We start from the raw sequence: 20,249 nt of genomic DNA on the forward strand, positions 1-20,249 counted from the left end.
TGTTTATAAGAGACAGGCGAGGGAGCGCTTGCTCCCTCGCCACACAGGCATTCACTCCTAAAGCTACCTTGTTTTTGCTAGAATCCGCACCGCGCCGTTCAACCGGCGCGTTTTTTTTGCATCCGGTTCACCCTTTGCGAGGGTAGCCACCTGGAGAAATACCCATGACACAACCCATTGTCGTGGCGGCACTGTATAAGTTCGTCACCCTGGAAGATTACGTCGAGCTGCGCGAGCCCTTGCTCAAGGCCATGCTCGACAACGGCATCAAAGGCACCTTGCTGATCGCCGAAGAAGGCATCAACGGCACGGTCTCCGGTAGTCGTGAAGGCATCGACGGCTTGCTGGCCTGGCTCAGGAACGATCCACGCATGGTCGACATCGACCACAAGGAGTCGTACTGCGACGAGCAGCCGTTCTACCGCACCAAGGTCAAGCTCAAGAAAGAGATCGTCACCCTGGGCGTTGAAGGCGTGGACCCCAACAAGCAGGTGGGCACCTACGTCGAGCCGCAGGACTGGAATGCGCTGATCAGCGACCCGCAAGTGCTGTTGATCGATACCCGCAACGACTACGAAGTCTCCATCGGCACCTTCGAAGGGGCGATCGATCCCAAGACCACCAGCTTTCGCGAGTTCCCGGACTACATCAAGGCCAACTTCGACCCGGCCCGGCACAAGAAGGTCGCGATGTTCTGCACCGGCGGCATTCGTTGCGAAAAAGCCTCCAGCTATATGCTCAGCCAGGGCTTCGACGAGGTGTTCCACCTCAAGGGCGGCATCCTGAAGTACCTCGAAGAGGTCCCCCAGGAAGAAACCAAATGGCGCGGCGACTGCTTTGTGTTCGATAACCGCGTGACCGTTCGCCATGACCTCAGCGAAGGCGACTATGATCAATGTCATGCCTGTCGCACGCCGGTGAGCGTCGAGGACCGCGCTTCGCAGCACTATGTGCCGGGTATCAGCTGCCCGCACTGCTGGGACACGCTGAGTGAGAAGACCCGGCGCAGCGCCATCGACCGGCAGAAGCAGATCGAGCTGGCCAAGGCCCGCAACATGCCGCATCCGATCGGCTACAACTACAAGCAGTCATCCTCCGAGGCTTGAATCATGGCGTCACGCCTGCTCTATGTAATGGACCCGATGTGTTCCTGGTGCTGGGGCTTTGCGCCGGTGGCCCAGGCACTGGTCGAGCAGGCGCAGGCCGCCGGGGTGCCCTTGCACCTGATCATGGGCGGTTTGCGCACGGGAAGCGGTTCGGCGTTGGAACCGACCACCCGGCGCTACATTCTCGAACACTGGCAGGCGGTCATCCAGGCCACCGGCCAGCCGTTCAAGCTTGAAGGGGCGTTACCGGACGGTTTCGTCTACGACACCGAGCCGGCCTGTCGGGCCGTGGTGACGGCTCGCAGCCTGGCCCCGGATCTGGCCTGGAACCTGGTGAAGCTGATCCAGCAGGCTTTTTATGTGCAGGGGCGCGACGTCACCCACGCCAGTGTCCTGGTAGAACTGGCCGAGCAGGCCGGGCTGCCGCGCATCGAATTCGCCGCCGCGTTCGACCGTGCCGATCAGCATGCCGCCACTGCTGCGGATTTCACCTGGGTCCAGGACCTGGGCATCGCGGGGTTCCCCACGCTGTTGGCCGAACGCGACGGCCAGTTGGCGCTGCTCACCAACGGTTATCAGCCGCTGGCGCAGTTGTCGTCGTTGCTCGAGCGCTGGCTGGAGCGCGCGGCCTGTGCCTGACCGCCCGGAGGGCGTACCTGCCCCGCAGCGCATCGATCGGTTGAGCTGGGCAGAAATTCGACGCCTGGCCGTCAAACACAAAAAAGCCCTGTGGATCGCCAATGGCGTGGCCGTGCTGGCGACGCTGTGCAGTGTGCCGATCCCGCTGCTCCTGCCGTTACTGGTGGACGAAGTGCTGCTGGGGCGTGGCGATGCCGCCTTGAAGGTCATGAACCAGGTGCTGCCGACGGGCTGGCAAAGCGCAGCCGGCTATATCGGCCTGATGTTGCTGGCGACCCTGGGCCTGCGCTGCTGCGCCTTGCTGTTCAACGTGGTGCAGGCGCGACTGTTTGCCGGGCTGGCCAAGGACGTCGTCTATCGGGTTCGGCAGCGACTGATCGAGCGTCTCAAGCGTATTTCCCTGGGTGAATACGAAAGCCTGGGCAGCGGTACCGTGGCGGCGCACCTGGTCACCGACCTGGACACCCTGGATAAATTCATCGGCGAAACCCTCAGTCGTTTCCTGGTGGCGATGCTGACGCTGGTGGGCACCGCCGGCATCCTGGTGTGGATGCACTGGAAACTGGCGCTGCTGATCCTGTTGTTCAATCCGTTGGTGATCTATGCCACGGTGCAGTTGGGCAAGCGGGTCAAGCACCTCAAGAAGCTGGAAAACGACAGCACCTCGCATTTCACCCAGGCACTGACCGAAACCCTGGACGCCATCCAGGAGATTCGCGCGGGCAATCGGCAGGGTTATTTTCTTGGCCGTTTGGGTTTGCGTGCCCGGGAGGTGCGTGACTACGCGGTGAACTCGCAGTGGAAAACCGACGCCTCGAACCGCGCCAGTGGCTTGCTGTTCCAGTTTGGCATCGACATTTTTCGCGCCGCCGCCATGCTCACCGTGGTGTTTTCCGACCTGTCCATCGGCCAGATGCTCGCGGTGTTCAGCTACCTCTGGTTCATGATCGGCCCGGTCGAGCAGCTGTTGAACCTGCAATACGCTTATTACGCGGCGGGCGGTGCCTTGAGCCGGATCAACGAGCTGCTGGCCCGGGCTGATGAGCCTGAATACCGGGCAAGCGTCGATCCGTTCAAGGGGCGCGATACCGTCGGCATCGATATCCAGGGGTTGAGCTTCGGTTATGGCGAGGAGCGGGTGCTCGATCAATTGAACCTGTCCATCGAGCCCGGTGAGAAGGTCGCCATCGTCGGCGCCAGTGGCGGCGGCAAGAGCACCCTGGTGCAACTGTTGCTGGGCTTGTACACGCCGCAGTCGGGAAGCATCCGGTTTGGCGGTGCCACGCAGCAGGAGATCGGCCTGGACACCATCCGGGAAAACGTCGCGGTGGTGCTGCAACACCCGGCGCTGTTCAACGATACGGTGCGCGCCAACCTTTCCATGGGCCGCGAATGCACTGACGATGCGTGCTGGCGAGCGCTGGCGATCGCCCAGCTGGATGCCACGGTGCGGGCGCTGCCGCAAGGGTTGGACAGTGTCGTCGGGCGCTCCGGGGTGCGCCTGTCGGGCGGCCAGCGGCAACGGTTGGCCATCGCGCGCATGATCCTGGCCGACCCGCGGGTGGTCATTCTCGATGAAGCCACCTCGGCACTGGATGCGGCCACCGAGTACAACCTTCACCAGGCCCTGGCGCGTTTCCTGAACGGACGCACCACGCTGATCATCGCCCACCGGTTGTCGGCGGTGAAGCAGGCCGACCGTGTCCTGGTGTTCGACGGCGGGCAGATCGCCGAAGACGGCGACCATTTGCAGTTGATTGCCGAGGGCGGGTTGTATGCCCGGCTCTACGGCCATTTGCAGCAAATACAGCAGCCTTGAGTTTCTAACGCTTTTCTGCGCTAAGTATCCGAAAAAAAGCAGGCAAACACCCCCGTTTCATTCCGAACTCCTCCTGAAAACTGTCGATCCGTTCATCCATTCATTCGAATGGGTGAAAACTAGCCTAGGCTGTGGAATCAGGGGGGGAGTTGCGGTGGGTGTTCATCCAGCGATACCTGTGCAAGGGGCTTCATGAAGCGCAAGCAGACTTTCGCAACTCCACGGCTGCTGGGCATCGTCTGGCCCTTTATTGCCGTGGTGCTATTCCAGGCCTTGCTGGGAGGCGTCAGCCTTTATGTCTTGTCCGCAGTCCGCGGTTATGTCGCTGGCGAAAGTCTCTGGTCCAAGGGGCAGAAAGACGCCATCTATTACCTCAATCTCTATGCCGATAGCCGCGAGGAGGCGACTTTTCGCAAATACCGGCAAGCCATCGCCGTTCCCGAGGGGGGGCACGACCTTCGCGTGGCGCTGGACCGCGAGCCGCCGGACCTGGCGGCGGCCAAGGCGGGTATCCTCCAGGGTGGCAACCACCCGGATGACGTGGCCAGCCTGATCTGGCTCTACCTGAATTTTCGCCACTTCAGTTACCTGGAAGAAGCCATCGACCTGTGGACGGTGGGCGACGGCTACCTGATCGAACTGGATAACGTCGCTCGGCAGATGCACGCCAGCATTGCCGCGGGCGAGGCGTCGAACACCGACATCCGCGGCTGGAAGGCGCAGATCTTCGCCATCAACGATTCCGTCACCCCGGCCGCCAAGGCCTTCAGCGATGCGTTGGGCGAGGGGTCACGCTTTATCTTGCGGCTGCTGCTGGTGACCAACTTCGCCACGGCCCTGGGGCTGATCGTGCTGGCACTGCTGCGCACCCATAAATTGCTGGCCCAGCGGCAGGTGTTCGCCAATGCGTTGCAGCTGGAGAAGGAGCGGGCGCAGATCACGCTGCAATCGATCGGTGACGGGGTGATCACCACCGATGTGGAAGGGGCCATTGCCTATATGAACCCCGCCGCCGAAGCGATGACCCACTGGAAAGCCGAGCACGCGACAGGCTTGCCCCTGGCTGCGCTGTTCAATTTGCTCGATGACAATGCCCAGGCCGAAGGGCTGACCCTGATCGAACACATCCTCAGCGGGCATCTCAGCGGTGGCAGCGAGCACTCCAAGTTGATCCAGCGCCTGGACGGCAGCACCGTGTCCGTCACGCTGGTGGGGGCGCCGATCCGCCACGCCGGCAAAGTCAGCGGCGCGGTGCTGGTGCTGCACGACATGACCCAGGAGCGCCAGTACATTGCCAATCTGTCATGGCAGGCGACTCATGACGCGCTGACCGGCCTGGCCAATCGCCGCGAGTTCGAGTATCGCCTGGAGCAGGCCCTGCACAACCTCACTCGCCAGCCGGGGCGTCACGCCTTGATGTTTCTCGACCTGGATCAGTTCAAGCTGGTCAATGACACCAGCGGCCATGCAGCCGGTGACGAGTTATTGCGGCACATCTGTGCCTTGCTGCAGTCGGGGCTGCGGGAAAACGACACCCTGGCCCGGCTCGGCGGGGATGAGTTCGGCATCTTGCTGGAGCATTGTTCGCCGGAGGCCGCCGAGAAAATCGCCGAGGGGCTGCGCCAGACCGTGCAGAACCTGCATTTTGTCTGGAAAGGTCGGCCTTTCGTGACCACGGTGAGCATCGGCCTGGTGCATGTCGCCCAGACCCCGACGACCTTGGAGGCGTCACTGCGAGCTGCTGATATGGCGTGCTACATGGCCAAGGAAAAAGGCCGCAACCGGGTCCAGGTTTACCACGCCGACGACTCGGAACTGTCCCTGCGGTTCGGCGAGATGGCCTGGGTCCAGCGTTTGCACATGGCCCTGGAGGAGAATCGCTTCTGCCTCTATGCCCAGGAAATCGCCGCGCTGGCGCCCGGGGAGCACGGCGGTGGGCATGTAGAAATCCTGTTGCGGCTGCACGACGAAGCGGGGCGGATGATCCTGCCGGACAGCTTCATTCCTGCGGCGGAGCGCTATGGCCTGATGACCTTGCTGGACCGTTGGGTGGTGGAGAACGTATTCAAGATCATCCGCCAGTGCCTGGATGAATCCCCGCAGGCGCCCCTGGCTATCTGTGCGATCAATCTGTCAGGCACCACTATAGGAGATCAGGCGTTCCTCGACTTTCTGCGTAAACAGTTCGCGGCTTATGCGATTCCGCCCGAAATGATTTGTTTTGAAATAACCGAAACCAGCGCTATCTCCAATTTGGGCAGCGCAATCCGCTTTATCAATGAACTCAAGAGCTTGGGCTGCTACTTCTCGCTGGATGATTTTTGCGCCGGAATGTCTTCGTTCGCTTACTTGAAACATTTACCTGTAGACTTCCTCAAGATCGATGGGAGTTTCGTAAAGGATATGCTGGACGACCCGATTAACCGTGCAATGGTCGAGGTGATCAACCATATCGGCCATGTCATGGGTAAGCGCACGATTGCCGAGTTTGTTGAAACGACCCAGATCGAGCAGGTATTGCTCGAGATCGGAGTGGATTACGCTCAGGGGTATGTGATCGAGCGTCCGCAGTTGTTTACCTGTGACACGTTGCAATGCAGGCCGGCTCGGCCGCAACCGCTGTTATTCAAGGCCCCCGGCACGTTCCGCTGAACCTCTTGTTGATCGAAGAAAATCACAATCAAAAGGAGCCCGACAGTGATCGACACATTCAACCGAACAGGCCCGCTCATGGACGCCACCAGCTATCCGAAATGGGCACAACAGCTCATTGCCGATTGCCGCGAGAGCAAGCGCCGGGTTGTCGAACATGAGCTGTATCAACGCATGCGCGATAACAAGCTCAGCGCCAAGACCATGCGTCACTACCTCATTGGTGGTTGGCCGGTCGTTGAACAGTTTGCCTTGTACATGGCACAGAACCTCACCAAGACCCGCTTTGCCCGCCATCCCGGCGAGGACATGGCCCGTCGCTGGCTGATGCGCAATATCCGTGTCGAACTCAATCATGCCGACTACTGGGTGAACTGGAGCGCCGCCCACGGCGTGACCCTGGAAGACCTGCAAGCGCAGCACGTGCCGCCGGAGCTGCATGCGTTGAGCCACTGGTGCTGGCATACCAGCTCGTCGGACTCGCTGATCGTGGCGATCGCCGCGACCAACTATGCCATCGAGGGCGCGACCGGGGAGTGGTCGGCGCTGGTGTGTTCCAGTGGTGTCTATGCAGCGGCGTTTGCCGATGAAGATCGCAAGCGGGCCATGAAATGGCTGAAGATGCATGCCCAGTACGACGATGCCCATCCTTGGGAAGCGTTGGAAATCATCTGCACTTTGGCCGGCATGAATCCGAGCAGGGCCCTTCAAACGGAACTGCGTCAGGCCGTATGCAAGAGCTATGACTATATGTACCTGTTCCTGGAGCGCTGCATGCAGCTGGAACACTCGGAAACGGTCGGTAAAACATCGTCGAGTCGTGAGCGCCTGGCGCTCGCCGGGAGCTGATTGGCGCCACTGCGCATAAGCAACCGTGTGTGGGAGCGCGTCTGCAGGTGAGAGGGTTCTGCTGCCACGGGGAGGTGGCTGTCAGGCCATCATCGCGAGCAGGCTCGCTCCCACAATCATTCCGATTATCTGCATCACCCTGGGAGCGAGCCTGCTCGCGATGACTTCGGCACATCCAACATAACCACAGGCTGACACACTGCATTCGCGAGCAAGCCCGCTCCTACAAGGGGCTTGCGTCCTCTGGTGGTATTCAGCCCGCCATTTCCAGTCGGTTTCGGCCTTCGCGCTTGGCCACGTACAGCGCGCTGTCGGCCCGGCGCAGCAGGCTCTGCGCCGATTCTCCCGGCAACAGCGTCGCGCATCCCAGGCTGACCGTCAGCTCAACCCTTGTGCCAGCGGCAAAATAATCCTGTGCCTGGGCGGCGTAGCGAAGCCGTTCGCCGACGATCGCCGCACCCTCTCGGCTGGTGTTGGCCAGCAGCACCAGGAACTCTTCGCCGCCAAACCTGAACACCATGTCCACATTGCGCAACGGGTTCTTGATCGCTTCGGCAACGGTCTTGAGTATCTCGTCACCGACGCTGTGCCCATGACGCTCATTGATACGCTTGAAATGATCGATGTCGAGCATCAGGACCGACAGCGGCTGCATATGCCGCTTGGCCATGTCGATTTCCCGTTCCAGGGTCTGTTCCATGGCGATGCGATTGCCCGCGCCCGTCAGCGGATCGCGCAAGGCGCCTTGGGTGGCGGCCCGGTAGAGCAGTGCGTTGCGCAGGGGGTACAGCAGCGTCGACATCACGGATTCGAGGTCGCCCTGCTCGGAGTCGGTAAAGCGTTGGTTGCGGCGCAGCACCAGTTCACCCAGGTCTTCACCCTCATGGCTGAGGTTGTAGCTGAGGCTGTGATGGCCTCGCTGCCCGAACTCCAGGCGCAGGTCGCTGGGCTTGTGCTGATAGGTCAGCGCATCCAGGGGCACGACTCGCTGAGCCTCCCGGAAGAACAGGCCCAGGATTCGCTGTGGCTCCAGGCTGGTCTGCAGCTGTTGAACGAGCTGCTGGCGGACTTGTGCCAGGCTGGTTGAGCGCGCCACGAGTGGCGACGGCTGGTTGAAACCCAAGCGCTGCAATTTGGCGCTGTCGAAGTCAATCGTACTGGTCTGGGTGGGCGTTTTCATTTGGCGTGTGCCCCTAAGCTGGATCTGTCCTGACAGGCTGGGTGTGGCGGCTTTGGGCTGCGCGTCGTACTGATCCTTCAGTCCCGCAGGACGTCTGATTTGAGTTTAGTCCGCTTTCTTTCGCAAGCGTCAGTCTCGTCTCAACGTCCGTTACCGGTCGAATTTAGCGTGTTGGGGGATTCAGAGCGAAAGTCGTGCCATGTCGGTCATTTGTATGAAAATGACCGAAAACCAAGGGTTTGAAGGCTGTCGCGAGGGCTGGGGCGACATGGAGTTGGCGCTTCGCCTGGCTGGGTATCGAAGAAGACCGGTGTCGCGACGGTAAAATGTCGCGACACCGGGAAAAGCCATTACTGGGCGTTGAACGCCTGGCCGTTCACGCCGCTGCTGTCCGGACCCATGAGATACAGGTAGACCGGCATGATCTCTTCGGGCGTCGGGTTGTCGAGCGGGTTTTCCCCAGGGTAGGCCTGGGCGCGCATGCTGGTGCGGGTAGCGCCCGGATTGATGCTGTTGGCGCGTACCGGGGCGACGGTGTCGACTTCGTCGGCCAGGGTCTGCATCAGCCCTTCGGTGGCGAACTTGGAGACGCCATAAGCGCCCCAGTACGCCCGGCCCTTGCGGCCGACACTGCTGGATGTGAACACCACGGACGCGTCCTTGGACAGCTTGAGCAACGGTAGCAAGGTGCTGGTCAGCATGAACATTGCGTTGACGTTGACCTGCATCACACGCATGAAGTTTTCGCCGGACAATTGCTCCAGCGGCGTGCGCGGGCCGATGATCGACGCGTTGTGCAGCAAGCCGTCGAGGTGACCGAATTCGGTCTCGATCATGGCTGCCAGCTCATCGTATTGATGGGGCAGGGCCGTTTCGAGGTTGAACGGGATCACCGCCGGTTGCGGATGGCCGGCGGCTTCGATTTCATCGTAGACCTGGGTCAGGTTGGCTTCGGTCTTGCCCAGCAGCAATACGGTTGCGCCATGGGCCGCATAGGCCTTCGCGGCGGCGGCGCCGATCCCGCGACCGGCACCGGTGACCAGGATCACCCGGCCATTGAGCAGGTCGGGGCGGGCGGAATAATCAAACATAAATAACCTCAACAAACAAAACAGGTACGGGGTGATGCGCTACTGTGCCCGTGGGATCTTCCTGTGGGAGCAAGGCTTGCCCGCGATGAAGGCGGCGCGGTCTCTCAGAAATCGAGTCGCCTGTTTCGCGAGCAAGCTTTGCTCCCACAGCTCATGAATCCCATGAGTCCTCAGGCCACAAGAGCGGTATCTCCGGTGTCAGCTCAGCAACTGCACAACGCGTTATCCAGTACTTCACGCAGCGCCGACGGGTGATCGATCACCACATCCGCGCCCCAGTGCCTGGGATTGTCGTCCGGGTGAATGTAGCCATAGGTCACCGCGCAGGTCTTGGTGCCAGCGTTGCGCCCAGATTCGATGTCCCGCAGGTCGTCGCCCACGAACAGCACGCTGGCCGGGTCCAGGTCGAGCATCTTGCACGCCAGCAGCAGCGGTTCAGGGTCCGGCTTGCTGTTTTTCACGTGGTCGGGGCAGATCAGTACCTTCGAGCGCTCGGCCAGGCCCAGTTGCTGCATGATCGGTTCGGCGAAGCGCACCGGTTTGTTGGTGACCACGCCCCAGATCAGGTTGGCCGCCTCGATGTCGGCCAGTACCTCGGCCATGCCGTCGAACAGGTGGCTGTGGACCGCGCAGGCCTTGAGGTAGCGCTCGAGAAATTCCTGGCGCAGTTCCTCGAAGCCCGGCGATTCCGGGTCCATGGAGAAGGTCACGGCGACCATCGCCCGCGCGCCACCGGAAATCTCGTCGCGGATGTGCTGGGTATTCATCGGCGGCAAGCCACGGTCGGCGCGCATGGCCTGGCAAATGGCGATGAAGTCCGGCGCGGTATCGAGCAATGTGCCGTCCATGTCGAAGAGAACCGCTTTGAGACGCATCGATTTATTCCTCGCGCAAGGTCTGGATCATGTAGTTGACGTCAACGTCGGCCGCCAGTTTGTAGTGTTTGGTCAGCGGGTTGTAGGTCAAGCCGATGATGTCCTTGACGGTCAGCCCGGCTGCGCGGCTCCAGGCGCCCAGCTCGGACGGACGGATGAACTTCTTGAAGTCGTGGGTGCCCCGGGGCAGCAGCTTCATGACGTACTCGGCGCCGATGATCGCGAACAGGTAGGCCTTGGGGTTACGGTTGATGGTGGAGAAGAACACCTGGCCGCCCGGCTTGACCATGCGGTAGCAGGCGCGGATGACCGAAGACGGGTCCGGTACGTGTTCGAGCATTTCCAGGCACGTGACCACGTCGAACTGGCCAGGCATCTCTTCGGCCAGGGCTTCGGCAGTGGTCTGGCGGTATTCAACGTTGACGCCGGACTCCAGTTGATGCAATTGGGCGACCGCCAGCGGCGCTTCGCCCATGTCGATGCCCATCACCGTTGCCCCGCGCTGGGCCATGGCTTCGCTGAGGATGCCACCGCCGCAGCCGACGTCGAGCACCTTCTTGCCAGCCAGGTTGACCCGTTCGTCAATCCAGTTGACGCGCAGCGGGTTGATGTCATGCAGCGGTTTGAATTCGCTTTCGCGGTCCCACCAGCGATGGGCCAGGGCTTCGAACTTGGCGATTTCGGCGTGGTCGACGTTGCTCATGTACAGATCCTCGAAAAGCTTGAAAAATCATGTTCCCGAGCCGTGGCTCAAGGGGCTTGGTTATTCGTTGTGGCCGCCGATGCGGCGACCCCAGGCCTGGGCCGTGGCGATCAATTGTGTTTCGTCCAGGCGGGTCAGCCGTCCATCCTCCAGCAATGGCTTGCCGGCCACCCACAGGTGTTTCACGCAATCGCGGCCGGTGGCATAGATCAACTGCGACACCGGGTCGTGAATCGGTTGCTGCGCCAGCCCCGTCAGGTCGAAAGCCACCAGGTCGGCGGCCTTGCCGACTTCCAGTGAGCCGACAGAGGTCTCGATACCCAGTGCCCGGGCGCCATTGAGCGTTGCCATGCGCAACGCGCGGTGGGCATCCAGGGCGGTGGCCGAACCGGCAACGGCCTTGGCCAGCAGGGCGGCGGTGCGGGTTTCGCCCAACAGATCGAGGTCATTGTTGCTGGCGGCACCGTCGGTACCGACCGCCACGTTGACGCCGGCCTGCCACAAACGCTCCACCGGACAGAATCCGCTGGCCAGCTTCAGGTTCGATTCCGGGCAGTGGATGACGTTGCAGTTGCTTTCTACCAGCAACGCCTGGTCTTCGGCGCTGATTTGAGTCATGTGCACGGCCTGAAAACGTGGTCCTAGCAGGCCCAGCCGACCCAGGCGCGCCAGCGGTCGCTCGCCGGTCGTGTCCACCGCCTGTTGAACTTCAAAGGCAGTCTCGTGAACGTGCATGTGGATGGCTGCGTCCAGCTCCTCGGCGATCACGCGGATTTTCTCCAGGTTTTCGTCACCCACCGTGTACGGCGCGTGCGGGCCGAATGCGACCTTGATCCGGGGATGGTGCTTGAGGTCGCCAAACAACTCGACGCCCTGGCGGATGGCCTCGTCGGCGCTGGCGGCGCCGGGGATCGGGAAGTCCAGGATCGGAATGGCGATTTGCGCGCGCACGCCACTGTTATGGACGCGCTCGCTGGCCACCTTGGGGTAGAAATACATGTCGGAGAAGCAGGTGATACCGCCCTTGATCTGCTCGGCGATCGCCAGGTCGGTGCCATCGCTCACGAACTGTTCGTCGACCCATTTGCCCTCGGCTGGCCAGATGTGCTGTTCGAGCCAGGTCATCAGGGGCAGGTCGTCGGCCAGGCCGCGGAACAGGCTCATTGCCGCGTGGCCGTGGGCATTGACCAGGCCTGGGCTGAGCAGCATGCCGGGCAATTCACGGACCTGCGCCGCGTTGCATTTCAAGGCCTCTGCCCGCGGGCCGATGAATACGATGCAACCGTCGCGAATGCCCAGGCCGTGATCCTTGAGTACCACGCCAGCGGGTTCGACAGGCACCAGCCAGCTCGGTAGCAATAATAAGTCGAGCGCAATGGCAGGCTTGGGCATCGTGGAGCGGTTCCATGGGGTATAAAGAGTGGCGAAGTATACCCGAGCGTCTTCGCGGAGGGATCGCTATAATCGGCGGCTTTTGTTCATGAGTGCGGGGTGAAGGATGCGCGATCGATTGTTGGCCGCGGAGAAGGTGAAAGCCATCGATTGGCGTGATGGCGCCCTGTACCTGCTCGATCAGCGTGCCTTGCCGTTCGACGAGCACTGGATCGCCTGCACCACTGTGGGCGCGGTGGCCAATGCCATGGGTGCGAAGGTGGTGCAGGGCGCGCCGGTCATCGGCATCGTGGCGGCCTATGGCGTGGTGCTGGCCGCGCGGGCCAGGATCGCCGCGGGCGGTGACTGGTCGACGGCGCTGGAAGCGGATTTCGCCTTGCTGGCGGACGCCTGCCCGGCGGCGCCCAGTGTTGCCTGGGCGCTGGACCGGATGCGTGATCGCCTGGAGCGCTCCAAGGAGCACGCCGAGCCCCTGGTGAGCCTCGAGGCCGAAGCCCTCGCCCTTCACGAGAGTGACCGTGAAGCCAACCTGACCATGGCCCAGCTGGGCGTCGACCTGATCCGCAAGCACCAGGGCAATGCCCAGGCCATCCTGACCCACTGCAACGCCGGCGCCCTGGCAACGGGTGGCTTCGGCACGGCGCTGGGGGTGATCCGCGGCGCCTACCTCGACGGCATGGTCGAACGCGTCTATGCCAACGAAACGCGCCCCTTGCTGCAAGGGACGCGCCTGACGGCGTGGGAATTGGCCAGTGACGGCATTGCGGTGACCCTCGGCGCCGATTCCGCCGCCGCCCACATCATGAAGGCCAAGGGTGTGACCTGGGTCGTTGTCGGCGCCGACCGCATCACCGCCAATGGCGATGTGGCGAGCAGCATCGGGACCTATCAATTGGCCGTCTGCGCCATGCACCATGGCGTGCGCTTCATGGTGGTGGCGCCGAGCTCGGCCATCGACCTGAGCCTGGCCTGCGGTGACGACGTCGCCATCGAGGAGCGCGATGCGCGCGAGCTGCTGGAAGTCGGCGGCAAGCGGGTCGGGGCGGATGTAGAGGTGTTCAACCCGGCGTTCGACGTCACCCCGGCGGACCTGATCGATGCAATCGTCACGGAAAAGGGCATCATCGAGCGGCCTGATACCGCGAAGATTGCGCAGTTGATGTGCCGTAAGCGCTTGCATTGAGGGTGGGGGTTGTTTGAACCATTGCCTTCGCCAGCAAGCCCGCTCCCACACTTGGATTCATGTTATGGACGAACGCTCCGGCACATAAAGAATTCCCTGTGGGAGCGGGCTTGCTCGCGAATGGACCTGCGCAGGCAACAAATACCCTCCATTTTCCCCCTGAATCTTCATTCGCAACGCTTCTGAGCCCCTCTCGTCCTCTATCAGCCTGTCACCGGTCAACTAACTATGCTCCATGCGCATCTGGGGGATAGGTGCGTGGCGGCTCTTGTGATAACATCCGGCGGTTTCCAAGGCCGCCTCGCGAGGTGGCCTTTACTGCGCAGATCCATGGCATAACTCGTTGATTTGTCGTAAGTCGCTGCACGGCACTTGTTCTGCAGCGGCGAGCTTCGTTCGTCCCATCTGGATGTGACGAGGTTTCACCAGAAAAAGGAATCAGGCTTCTCATGGGCGAACTGGCCAAAGAAATCCTCCCGGTCAATATCGAAGACGAGCTGAAACAGTCCTACCTCGACTACGCGATGAGCGTGATCGTCGGGCGGGCGCTGCCGGATGCGCGCGACGGCTTGAAGCCCGTGCACCGGCGCGTGCTGTTCGCGATGAGCGAGCTGGGCAACGACTTCAACAAGCCGTACAAGAAATCCGCCCGTGTCGTCGGTGACGTGATCGGTAAGTATCACCCCCACGGCGACACTGCCGTGTACGACACCATCGTTCGCATGGCGCAGCCATTCTCCCTGCGCTACCTGCTGGTAGACGGCCAGGGCAACTTCGGTTCGGTGGACGGCGACAACGCTGCGGCCATGCGATACACCGAAGTGCGCATGACCAAGCTGGCCCATGAGCTGCTGGCCGACCTGCACAAGGAAACCGTGGACTGGGTGCCGAACTACGACGGCACCGAAATGATCCCGGCGGTCATGCCGACTCGTATCCCGAACCTGCTGGTCAACGGTTCCAGTGGTATCGCCGTGGGCATGGCGACCAACATCCCGCCGCACAACCTCGGTGAAGTCATCGACGGTTGCCTGGCCCTCATCGACAATCCCGAGCTGACGGTCGATGAGCTGATGCAATACATCCCCGGCCCAGACTTCCCGACCGCTGCGATCATCAACGGTCGCGCCGGCATCATCGAGGCCTACCGCACCGGTCGCGGCCGCATCTACATGCGTGCTCGCTCGACGGTCGAAGACATCGACAAGGTCGGTGGTCGCCAGCAGATCGTCATCACTGAGCTGCCGTACCAGTTGAACAAGGCCCGCCTGATCGAGAAGATCGCCGAGCTGGTGAAAGAGAAGAAGCTCGAAGGCATCACCGAGCTGCGGGACGAGTCCGACAAGGACGGCATGCGTGTCGTCATCGAACTGCGTCGTGGCGAAGTACCTGAGGTGATCCTCAACAACCTCTACGCCCAGACCCAGCTGCAAAGCGTGTTCGGCATCAACATCGTTGCGCTGATCGACGGCCGTCCGCGGATCCTGAACCTCAAGGACCTGCTGGAAGCCTTCGTGCGTCACCGCCGTGAAGTGGTGACCCGTCGCACCGTGTTCGAACTGCGCAAGGCCCGTGAACGTGGCCATATCCTCGAAGGCCAGGCCGTTGCCCTGTCGAACATCGACCCGGTCATCGCCCTGATCAAGGCCTCGCCAACGCCGTCGGAAGCCAAGGAAGCGCTGGTCAGCACGCCTTGGGAGTCCAGCGCGGTGATGACCATGGTCGAGCGCGCCGGTGCAGACTCCTGCCGTCCGGAGAACCTCGATCCGCAATACGGTCTGCGCGATGGCAAGTACTTCCTGTCCCCGGAACAGGCGCAAGCCATCCTGGAGCTGCGCCTGCACCGCCTGACCGGCCTGGAGCACGAGAAGCTGCTGGCCGAGTACCAGGAGATCCTCAATCAGATCGGCGAGCTGATTCGCATCCTCAACAGCGCCACGCGCCTGATGGAAGTGATCCGCGAAGAGCTGGAAGTGATCCGCGCCGAATACGGCGACGTGCGCCGCACCGAGATCCTCGATGCGCGCCTGGACCTGACCCTGGGTGACATGATCCCGGAAGAAGACCGCGTGGTGACTATTTCCCACGGCGGCTACGCCAAGACCCAGCCGCTGGCCGCCTACCAGGCCCAGCGTCGCGGTGGCAAAGGCAAGTCGGCTACGGGTGTCAAGGACGAGGACTACATCGCCCACCTGCTGGTCGCCAACAGCCACACCACGCTGCTGCTGTTCTCCAGCAAAGGCAAGGTGTACTGGCTCAAGACCTATGAAATCCCCGAGGCATCGCGTGCTGCGCGCGGTCGTCCGCTGGTCAACCTGCTGCCGCTGGACGACGGTGAGTACATCACCACCATGCTGCCGGTCGAGGAGTACACCGAAGGTCACTACATCTTCATGGCGACCGCCAACGGCACCGTGAAGAAGACTCCGCTGGAATCCTTCAGTCGCCAGCGCAGTGTCGGCCTGATCGCCCTGGAGCTCGATGAAGGCGACGTGCTGATTTCCGCCGCCATCACCGATGGCGAGCGCGAAGTCATGCTGTTCTCCGACGGTGGCAAGGTAACGCGCTTCAAGGAATCCGACGTTCGCGCCATGGGCCGTACCGCCCGCGGCGTGCGCGGCATGCGCCTGCCGGAAGGCCAGAAGCTGATTTCCATGCTGATCCCCGAAGAAGGCAGCCAGATCCTTACCGCTTCGGAGCGTGGCTACGGCAAGCGTACCGCCATCAGCGAGTTCCCCGAGTACAAGCGTGGCGGCCAGGGCGTGATCGCCATGGTCAGCAATGAGCGTAACGGTCGTTTGGTTGGCGCCGTTCAGGTGCTCGATGGCGAAGAGATCATGCTGATCTCTGACCAGGGTACCCTGGTGCGTACGCGCGTCGACGAAGTCTCCAGCCTGGGCCGTAACACCCAGGGCGTGACCCTGATCAAGCTGGCCAACGACGAGACGCTGGTCGGGCTTGAGCGGGTGCAGGAGCCGTCGGAAGTCGAAGGTGAGGAGCTGGAGGGTGACGAGGACGTGGCATTCGACGGCGCCATCGGTGCCGATGTCGATGACGTGACCGACGATCAACCGCTCGACGCTGCCGCAGACGAAGAAGAACCGCAGGACTAAGCGGACGCGCAGGGGGCGGATGAAGATTCGCCCCCTTGTTGTTTGTCCCGTTTGAAAATTTGCGACACTGCGCATTCCCCTGCCGGGGCAATGCTGCTCCCTAAAGGTTTGTTTGATTCATTGTGGCGAGGGAGCTTGCTCCCGCTTGAGTGCGAAGCGCTCATAGAAATGGGGCCGCTTCGCCCGAAGCGTCGGACCGGCCCAGCGGGAGCAAGCTCCCTCGCCACGGATTCATCCATGTCTTGAATGAGCGGCAACCCCTGTGGGAGCGGCGCAGACCAAAAGATTTATGTGACCACCAGATCAGAGCGAGATTGGATGTGAGCAAGAGAGCCTATAACTTCTGTGCCGGCCCGGCGGCGCTGCCTGAAGCGGTCCTGAAACGTGCCCAGGGTGAACTTCTCGACTGGCATGGCAAGGGCCTGTCCGTCATGGAAATGAGCCATCGCAGCGATGAGTTCGTGTCCATCGCCACGAAGGCCGAGCAGGATCTGCGTGATCTGCTGAACATCCCGTCCAATTACAAGGTGCTGTTCCTGCAGGGCGGCGCCAGTCAGCAGTTCGCCCAGATCCCGCTGAACCTGCTGCCCGAAAACGGCCAGGCCGACTACATCGACACCGGTATCTGGTCGCAGAAAGCCATCGAGGAAGCCTCGCGCTACGGTCGCGTCAACGTCGCGGCTTCCGCCAAGCCCTACGACTATTTCGCCATTCCCGGCCAGAACGAATGGAATCTGTCCAAGGACGCGGCCTACGTTCACTACGCACCGAACGAAACCATCGGAGGCCTGGAATTCAACTGGATCCCGGAAACCGGTGACGTGCCCCTGGTGGCCGACATGTCCTCCGACATCCTGTCGCGTCCGGTGGATATCTCCCGCTTCGGCATGATCTACGCGGGCGCGCAAAAGAACATCGGCCCAAGCGGCATCCTGGTCAACATCATCCGTGAAGACCTGCTGGGCCGTGCCCGTTCCCTGTGCCCGACCATGCTCGACTACAAGGTCGCGGCAGACAACGGCTCGATGTACAACACCCCGCCGACCCTGGCCTGGTACCTGTCCGGCCTGGTGTTCGAATGGCTGAAAGAGCAGGGCGGCGTCGAAGCCATCGCCAAGCTCAACGAAGTGAAGCAGCGCACCCTGTATGACTTCATCGATGCCAGTGGCCTGTACAGCAACCCGATCAACAAGTCCGATCGCTCCTGGATGAACGTGCCGTTCCGCCTGGCCGACGACCGTCTCGACAAGCCGTTCCTGGCCGGTGCCGACGAACGTGGCCTGTTGAACCTCAAGGGCCATCGTTCGGTGGGCGGCATGCGCGCTTCCATCTACAACGCCGTGGACATCAACGCCGTCAATGCGCTGATCGCCTACATGGCAGAGTTCGAGAAGGAACATGGCTGATGTCTGAACAAGAGCTCAAGGCGCTGCGCCTGCGCATCGACGCCCTGGACGAAAAGGTCCTGGAGTTGATCAGCGAGCGCGCGCGCTGCGCCCAGGAAGTCGCCCGGGTGAAGATGGCCTCCCTGGCCGAAGGCGAAGTGCCGGTGTTTTATCGCCCCGAGCGTGAAGCCCAGGTGCTCAAGCGGGTCATGGAGCGCAACAAGGGCCCGTTGAGCAACGAAGAGATGGCGCGACTGTTTCGCGAAGTCATGTCCTCGTGCCTGGCGTTGGAGCAGCCGCTGAAAGTCGCTTACCTGGGCCCTGAAGGTACGTTCACCCAGGCAGCCGCCATGAAGCACTTCGGCCATGCAGTGATCAGCAAACCGATGGCGGCCATTGACGAGGTCTTCCGCGAAGTGGCGGCCGGCGCGGTGAATTTTGGCGTGGTGCCGGTGGAGAACTCCACCGAAGGCGCGGTCAACCATACGCTGGACAGCTTCCTCGAGCACGACATGGTGATCTGCGGCGAAGTCGAATTGCGCATCCACCACCATCTGTTGGTGGGCGAGAACACCAAGACCGACAGCATCAGCCGGATCTATTCCCACGCCCAATCGCTGGCCCAGTGCCGCAAGTGGCTGGACGCCCATTACCCGAACGTCGAGCGCGTGGCGGTATCGAGCAATGCCGAGGCGGCCAAGCGGGTCAAGGGTGAATGGAACTCGGCGGCGATCGCCGGTGACATGGCCGCCGGTCTCTACGGGCTGACTCGCCTGGCCGAGAAAATCGAAGACCGTCCGGACAACTCCACGCGGTTCCTCATGATCGGCAACCAGGAAGTGCCACCGACCGGCGATGACAAGACCTCGATCATCGTGTCGATGAGCAACAAGCCGGGTGCACTCCATGAACTGCTGGTGCCGTTCCACGACAACGGTATCGACCTGACGCGCATCGAGACCCGTCCGTCGCGCAGCGGTAAATGGACCTACGTGTTCTTCATCGATTTCGTCGGCCACCACCGCGATCCGCTGGTAAAAGGTGTGCTGGAGAAAATCAGTCAGGAAGCAGTGGCACTCAAGGTGCTGGGTTCCTACCCCAAGGCAGTTCTTTAAGGGCGGATAGCAAATGAGTGGCAACTTCCTCGCCCTGGCCCAGCCAGGCGTGCAACAACTCTCGCCTTACGTTCCAGGCAAGCCTGTGGATGAACTGGCCCGCGAACTGAACCTGGACCCGGCCAGCATCGTCAAGTTGGCGAGCAACGAAAACCCGCTGGGCCCGAGTCCCAAGGCCCTGGCAGCGATCCGCGACGAACTGGCCGCGCTGACCCGTTACCCCGATGGCAATGGGTTCGCCTTGAAAAGCCTGTTGGCCGAGCGCTGTGGCGTCGAGCTGGGCCAGGTAACCCTGGGCAACGGTTCCAACGACATCCTCGAACTGGTGGCGCGAGCCTACCTGGCGCCGGGCCTCAACGCGGTGTTCAGCGAGCACGCGTTCGCGGTCTATCCGATCGCCACCCAGGCCGTCGGCGCTGATGCCCATGTGGTTCCGGCCAAGGACTGGGGTCATGATCTGCCGGCCATGCTGGCCGCGATCGACGCCAACACCCGCGTGGTCTTCATTGCCAATCCGAACAACCCGACCGGTACCTGGTTCGATGCCCAGGCGCTGGATGATTTCCTGCAGGACGTGCCTGAGCACGTGCTGGTGGTGCTGGACGAGGCCTACATCGAGTACGCCGAGGGCAGCGACCTGCCTGATGGCCTGGATTTCCTTGCCGCCTACCCGAACCTGCTGGTGTCGCGCACGTTCTCCAAGGCCTATGGCCTGGCGTCGCTGCGGGTCGGCTACGGTTTGTCCACTGCCGTGGTGGCTGACGTGCTGAACCGTGTGCGCCAGCCGTTCAACGTCAACAGTTTTGCATTGGCCGCTGCCTGCGCGGCGTTGCAGGATGACGCCTACCTGGCTGAAAGTCGTCGCTTGAACGAGGCCGGCATGCAGCAACTCGAGGCTGGTTTCCGTGAGCTGGGCCTGAGTTGGATCCCCTCGAAAGGCAATTTCATCTGCGTCGACGTCGGGCGCGTTGCGGCACCAGTGTTCCAGGGCTTGCTGCGCGAAGGCGTGATCGTGCGTCCGGTGGCCAACTACGGCATGCCCAACCACTTGCGCGTGACCATCGGCCTGCCAGCGGAAAACAGCCGTTTCCTTGAAGCATTGAGCAAGGTCCTGGCTCGTGGTTGATGTCACTTCGCTGCAACCTGC

The 20,249-nt window shown here is 61.9% G+C and carries 15 protein-coding genes; 10 read left to right on the forward strand and 5 right to left on the reverse strand.

Annotated elements, in window-relative coordinates:
- The first annotated feature begins 164 nt into the window (after positions 1-164).
- The 5 genes from trhO to ACODSJ_RS19595 all read left to right on the forward strand — a co-directional run bounded on the left by trhO (position 165) and on the right by ACODSJ_RS19595 (position 7,065).
- Positions 165-1,106 (forward strand): oxygen-dependent tRNA uridine(34) hydroxylase TrhO, encoded by a 942-nt coding sequence (gene trhO, locus ACODSJ_RS19575; RefSeq protein ID WP_489103293.1) that lies wholly within the window; start codon positions 165-167, stop codon positions 1,104-1,106.
- Positions 1,107-1,109: 3 nt separating this feature from the next.
- Positions 1,110-1,745 (forward strand): DsbA family protein, encoded by a 636-nt coding sequence (locus tag ACODSJ_RS19580; protein ID WP_489103294.1) that lies wholly within the window; start codon positions 1,110-1,112, stop codon positions 1,743-1,745.
- Positions 1,738-3,564, forward strand: coding sequence for an ABC transporter ATP-binding protein (locus ACODSJ_RS19585; protein WP_489103295.1), 1,827 nt, complete (start codon positions 1,738-1,740; stop codon positions 3,562-3,564). The genes ACODSJ_RS19580 and ACODSJ_RS19585 overlap by 8 nt, the downstream gene beginning before the upstream one ends.
- 192 nt (positions 3,565-3,756) lie before the next feature.
- Positions 3,757-6,216: an EAL domain-containing protein gene (locus ACODSJ_RS19590; RefSeq protein WP_489103296.1), complete on the forward strand. Its 2,460-nt coding sequence runs from the start codon at positions 3,757-3,759 to the stop codon at positions 6,214-6,216.
- A gap of 78 nt (positions 6,217-6,294) precedes the next feature.
- Positions 6,295-7,065: an iron-containing redox enzyme family protein gene (locus ACODSJ_RS19595; protein ID WP_489103335.1), complete on the forward strand. Its 771-nt coding sequence runs from the start codon at positions 6,295-6,297 to the stop codon at positions 7,063-7,065.
- A 253-nt stretch (positions 7,066-7,318) separates the two neighbouring features.
- Here the strand turns inward: ACODSJ_RS19595 and ACODSJ_RS19600 are convergent, their stop codons facing one another.
- From ACODSJ_RS19600 to ACODSJ_RS19620, 5 genes are all read right to left on the reverse strand, one after another.
- Positions 7,319-8,245 carry a GGDEF domain-containing protein gene (locus ACODSJ_RS19600; protein ID WP_489103297.1) on the reverse strand — a complete coding sequence of 309 codons (927 nt, stop codon included), beginning with the start codon at positions 8,243-8,245 and terminating at the stop codon, positions 7,319-7,321.
- A 350-nt stretch (positions 8,246-8,595) separates the two neighbouring features.
- A complete protein-coding gene (locus ACODSJ_RS19605; protein WP_489103298.1) occupies positions 8,596-9,336 on the reverse strand; it encodes a YciK family oxidoreductase in 741 nt (246 codons plus the stop codon).
- Between the two features lie 203 nt (positions 9,337-9,539).
- On the reverse strand, positions 9,540-10,211 hold the full coding sequence (gene mupP, locus ACODSJ_RS19610; RefSeq protein WP_489103299.1) for an N-acetylmuramic acid 6-phosphate phosphatase MupP: 672 nt from the start codon (positions 10,209-10,211) through the stop codon (positions 9,540-9,542).
- A 4-nt stretch (positions 10,212-10,215) separates the two neighbouring features.
- On the reverse strand, positions 10,216-10,914 hold the full coding sequence (gene ubiG / locus ACODSJ_RS19615) for a bifunctional 2-polyprenyl-6-hydroxyphenol methylase/3-demethylubiquinol 3-O-methyltransferase UbiG (protein WP_489103300.1): 699 nt from the start codon (positions 10,912-10,914) through the stop codon (positions 10,216-10,218).
- A gap of 60 nt (positions 10,915-10,974) precedes the next feature.
- Positions 10,975-12,306, reverse strand: a complete 1,332-nt coding sequence (locus ACODSJ_RS19620; RefSeq protein WP_489103301.1) for a TRZ/ATZ family hydrolase — start codon at positions 12,304-12,306, stop codon at positions 10,975-10,977.
- 106 nt (positions 12,307-12,412) lie between these two features.
- Between ACODSJ_RS19620 and mtnA the strand changes: the two genes are divergently transcribed.
- From mtnA to hisC, 5 genes are all read left to right on the forward strand, one after another.
- Positions 12,413-13,489 (forward strand): S-methyl-5-thioribose-1-phosphate isomerase, encoded by a 1,077-nt coding sequence (gene mtnA, locus ACODSJ_RS19625; protein ID WP_489103302.1) that lies wholly within the window; start codon positions 12,413-12,415, stop codon positions 13,487-13,489.
- A 449-nt stretch (positions 13,490-13,938) separates the two neighbouring features.
- Positions 13,939-16,602, forward strand: a complete 2,664-nt coding sequence (gene gyrA / locus ACODSJ_RS19630; RefSeq protein WP_489103303.1) for a DNA gyrase subunit A — start codon at positions 13,939-13,941, stop codon at positions 16,600-16,602.
- A gap of 320 nt (positions 16,603-16,922) precedes the next feature.
- Positions 16,923-18,008 carry a 3-phosphoserine/phosphohydroxythreonine transaminase gene (gene serC, locus ACODSJ_RS19635; RefSeq protein ID WP_489103304.1) on the forward strand — a complete coding sequence of 362 codons (1,086 nt, stop codon included), beginning with the start codon at positions 16,923-16,925 and terminating at the stop codon, positions 18,006-18,008.
- Positions 18,008-19,102, forward strand: a complete 1,095-nt coding sequence (gene pheA / locus ACODSJ_RS19640) for a prephenate dehydratase (protein ID WP_024778725.1) — start codon at positions 18,008-18,010, stop codon at positions 19,100-19,102. The genes serC and pheA overlap by 1 nt, the downstream gene beginning before the upstream one ends.
- A gap of 13 nt (positions 19,103-19,115) precedes the next feature.
- Positions 19,116-20,228: a histidinol-phosphate transaminase gene (gene hisC / locus ACODSJ_RS19645; protein WP_489103305.1), complete on the forward strand. Its 1,113-nt coding sequence runs from the start codon at positions 19,116-19,118 to the stop codon at positions 20,226-20,228.
- Positions 20,229-20,249 lie beyond the last annotated feature (21 nt).

The sequence above is a fragment of the Pseudomonas sp. FG6 genome, assembly GCF_057809015.1.

What these genes read in the sequence shown, in the direction of transcription:
- trhO (WP_489103293.1), top strand. Translation starts at nt 165, where the DNA reads ATGACACAACCCATTGTCGTGGCGGCACTGTATAAGTTCGTCACCCTG.
- ACODSJ_RS19580 (WP_489103294.1), top strand. Translation starts at nt 1,110, where the DNA reads ATGGCGTCACGCCTGCTCTATGTAATGGACCCGATGTGTTCCTGGTGC.
- ACODSJ_RS19590 (WP_489103296.1), top strand. Translation starts at nt 3,757, where the DNA reads ATGAAGCGCAAGCAGACTTTCGCAACTCCACGGCTGCTGGGCATCGTC.
- ACODSJ_RS19595 (WP_489103335.1), top strand. Translation starts at nt 6,295, where the DNA reads ATGGACGCCACCAGCTATCCGAAATGGGCACAACAGCTCATTGCCGAT.
- ACODSJ_RS19600 (WP_489103297.1), bottom strand. Translation starts at nt 8,245, where the DNA reads ATGAAAACGCCCACCCAGACCAGTACGATTGACTTCGACAGCGCCAAA.
- ACODSJ_RS19605 (WP_489103298.1), bottom strand. Translation starts at nt 9,336, where the DNA reads ATGTTTGATTATTCCGCCCGCCCCGACCTGCTCAATGGCCGGGTGATC.
- mupP (WP_489103299.1), bottom strand. Translation starts at nt 10,211, where the DNA reads ATGCGTCTCAAAGCGGTTCTCTTCGACATGGACGGCACATTGCTCGAT.
- ubiG (WP_489103300.1), bottom strand. Translation starts at nt 10,914, where the DNA reads ATGAGCAACGTCGACCACGCCGAAATCGCCAAGTTCGAAGCCCTGGCC.
- ACODSJ_RS19620 (WP_489103301.1), bottom strand. Translation starts at nt 12,306, where the DNA reads ATGCCCAAGCCTGCCATTGCGCTCGACTTATTATTGCTACCGAGCTGG.
- mtnA (WP_489103302.1), top strand. Translation starts at nt 12,413, where the DNA reads ATGCGCGATCGATTGTTGGCCGCGGAGAAGGTGAAAGCCATCGATTGG.
- gyrA (WP_489103303.1), top strand. Translation starts at nt 13,939, where the DNA reads ATGGGCGAACTGGCCAAAGAAATCCTCCCGGTCAATATCGAAGACGAG.
- pheA (WP_024778725.1), top strand. Translation starts at nt 18,008, where the DNA reads ATGTCTGAACAAGAGCTCAAGGCGCTGCGCCTGCGCATCGACGCCCTG.
- hisC (WP_489103305.1), top strand. Translation starts at nt 19,116, where the DNA reads ATGAGTGGCAACTTCCTCGCCCTGGCCCAGCCAGGCGTGCAACAACTC.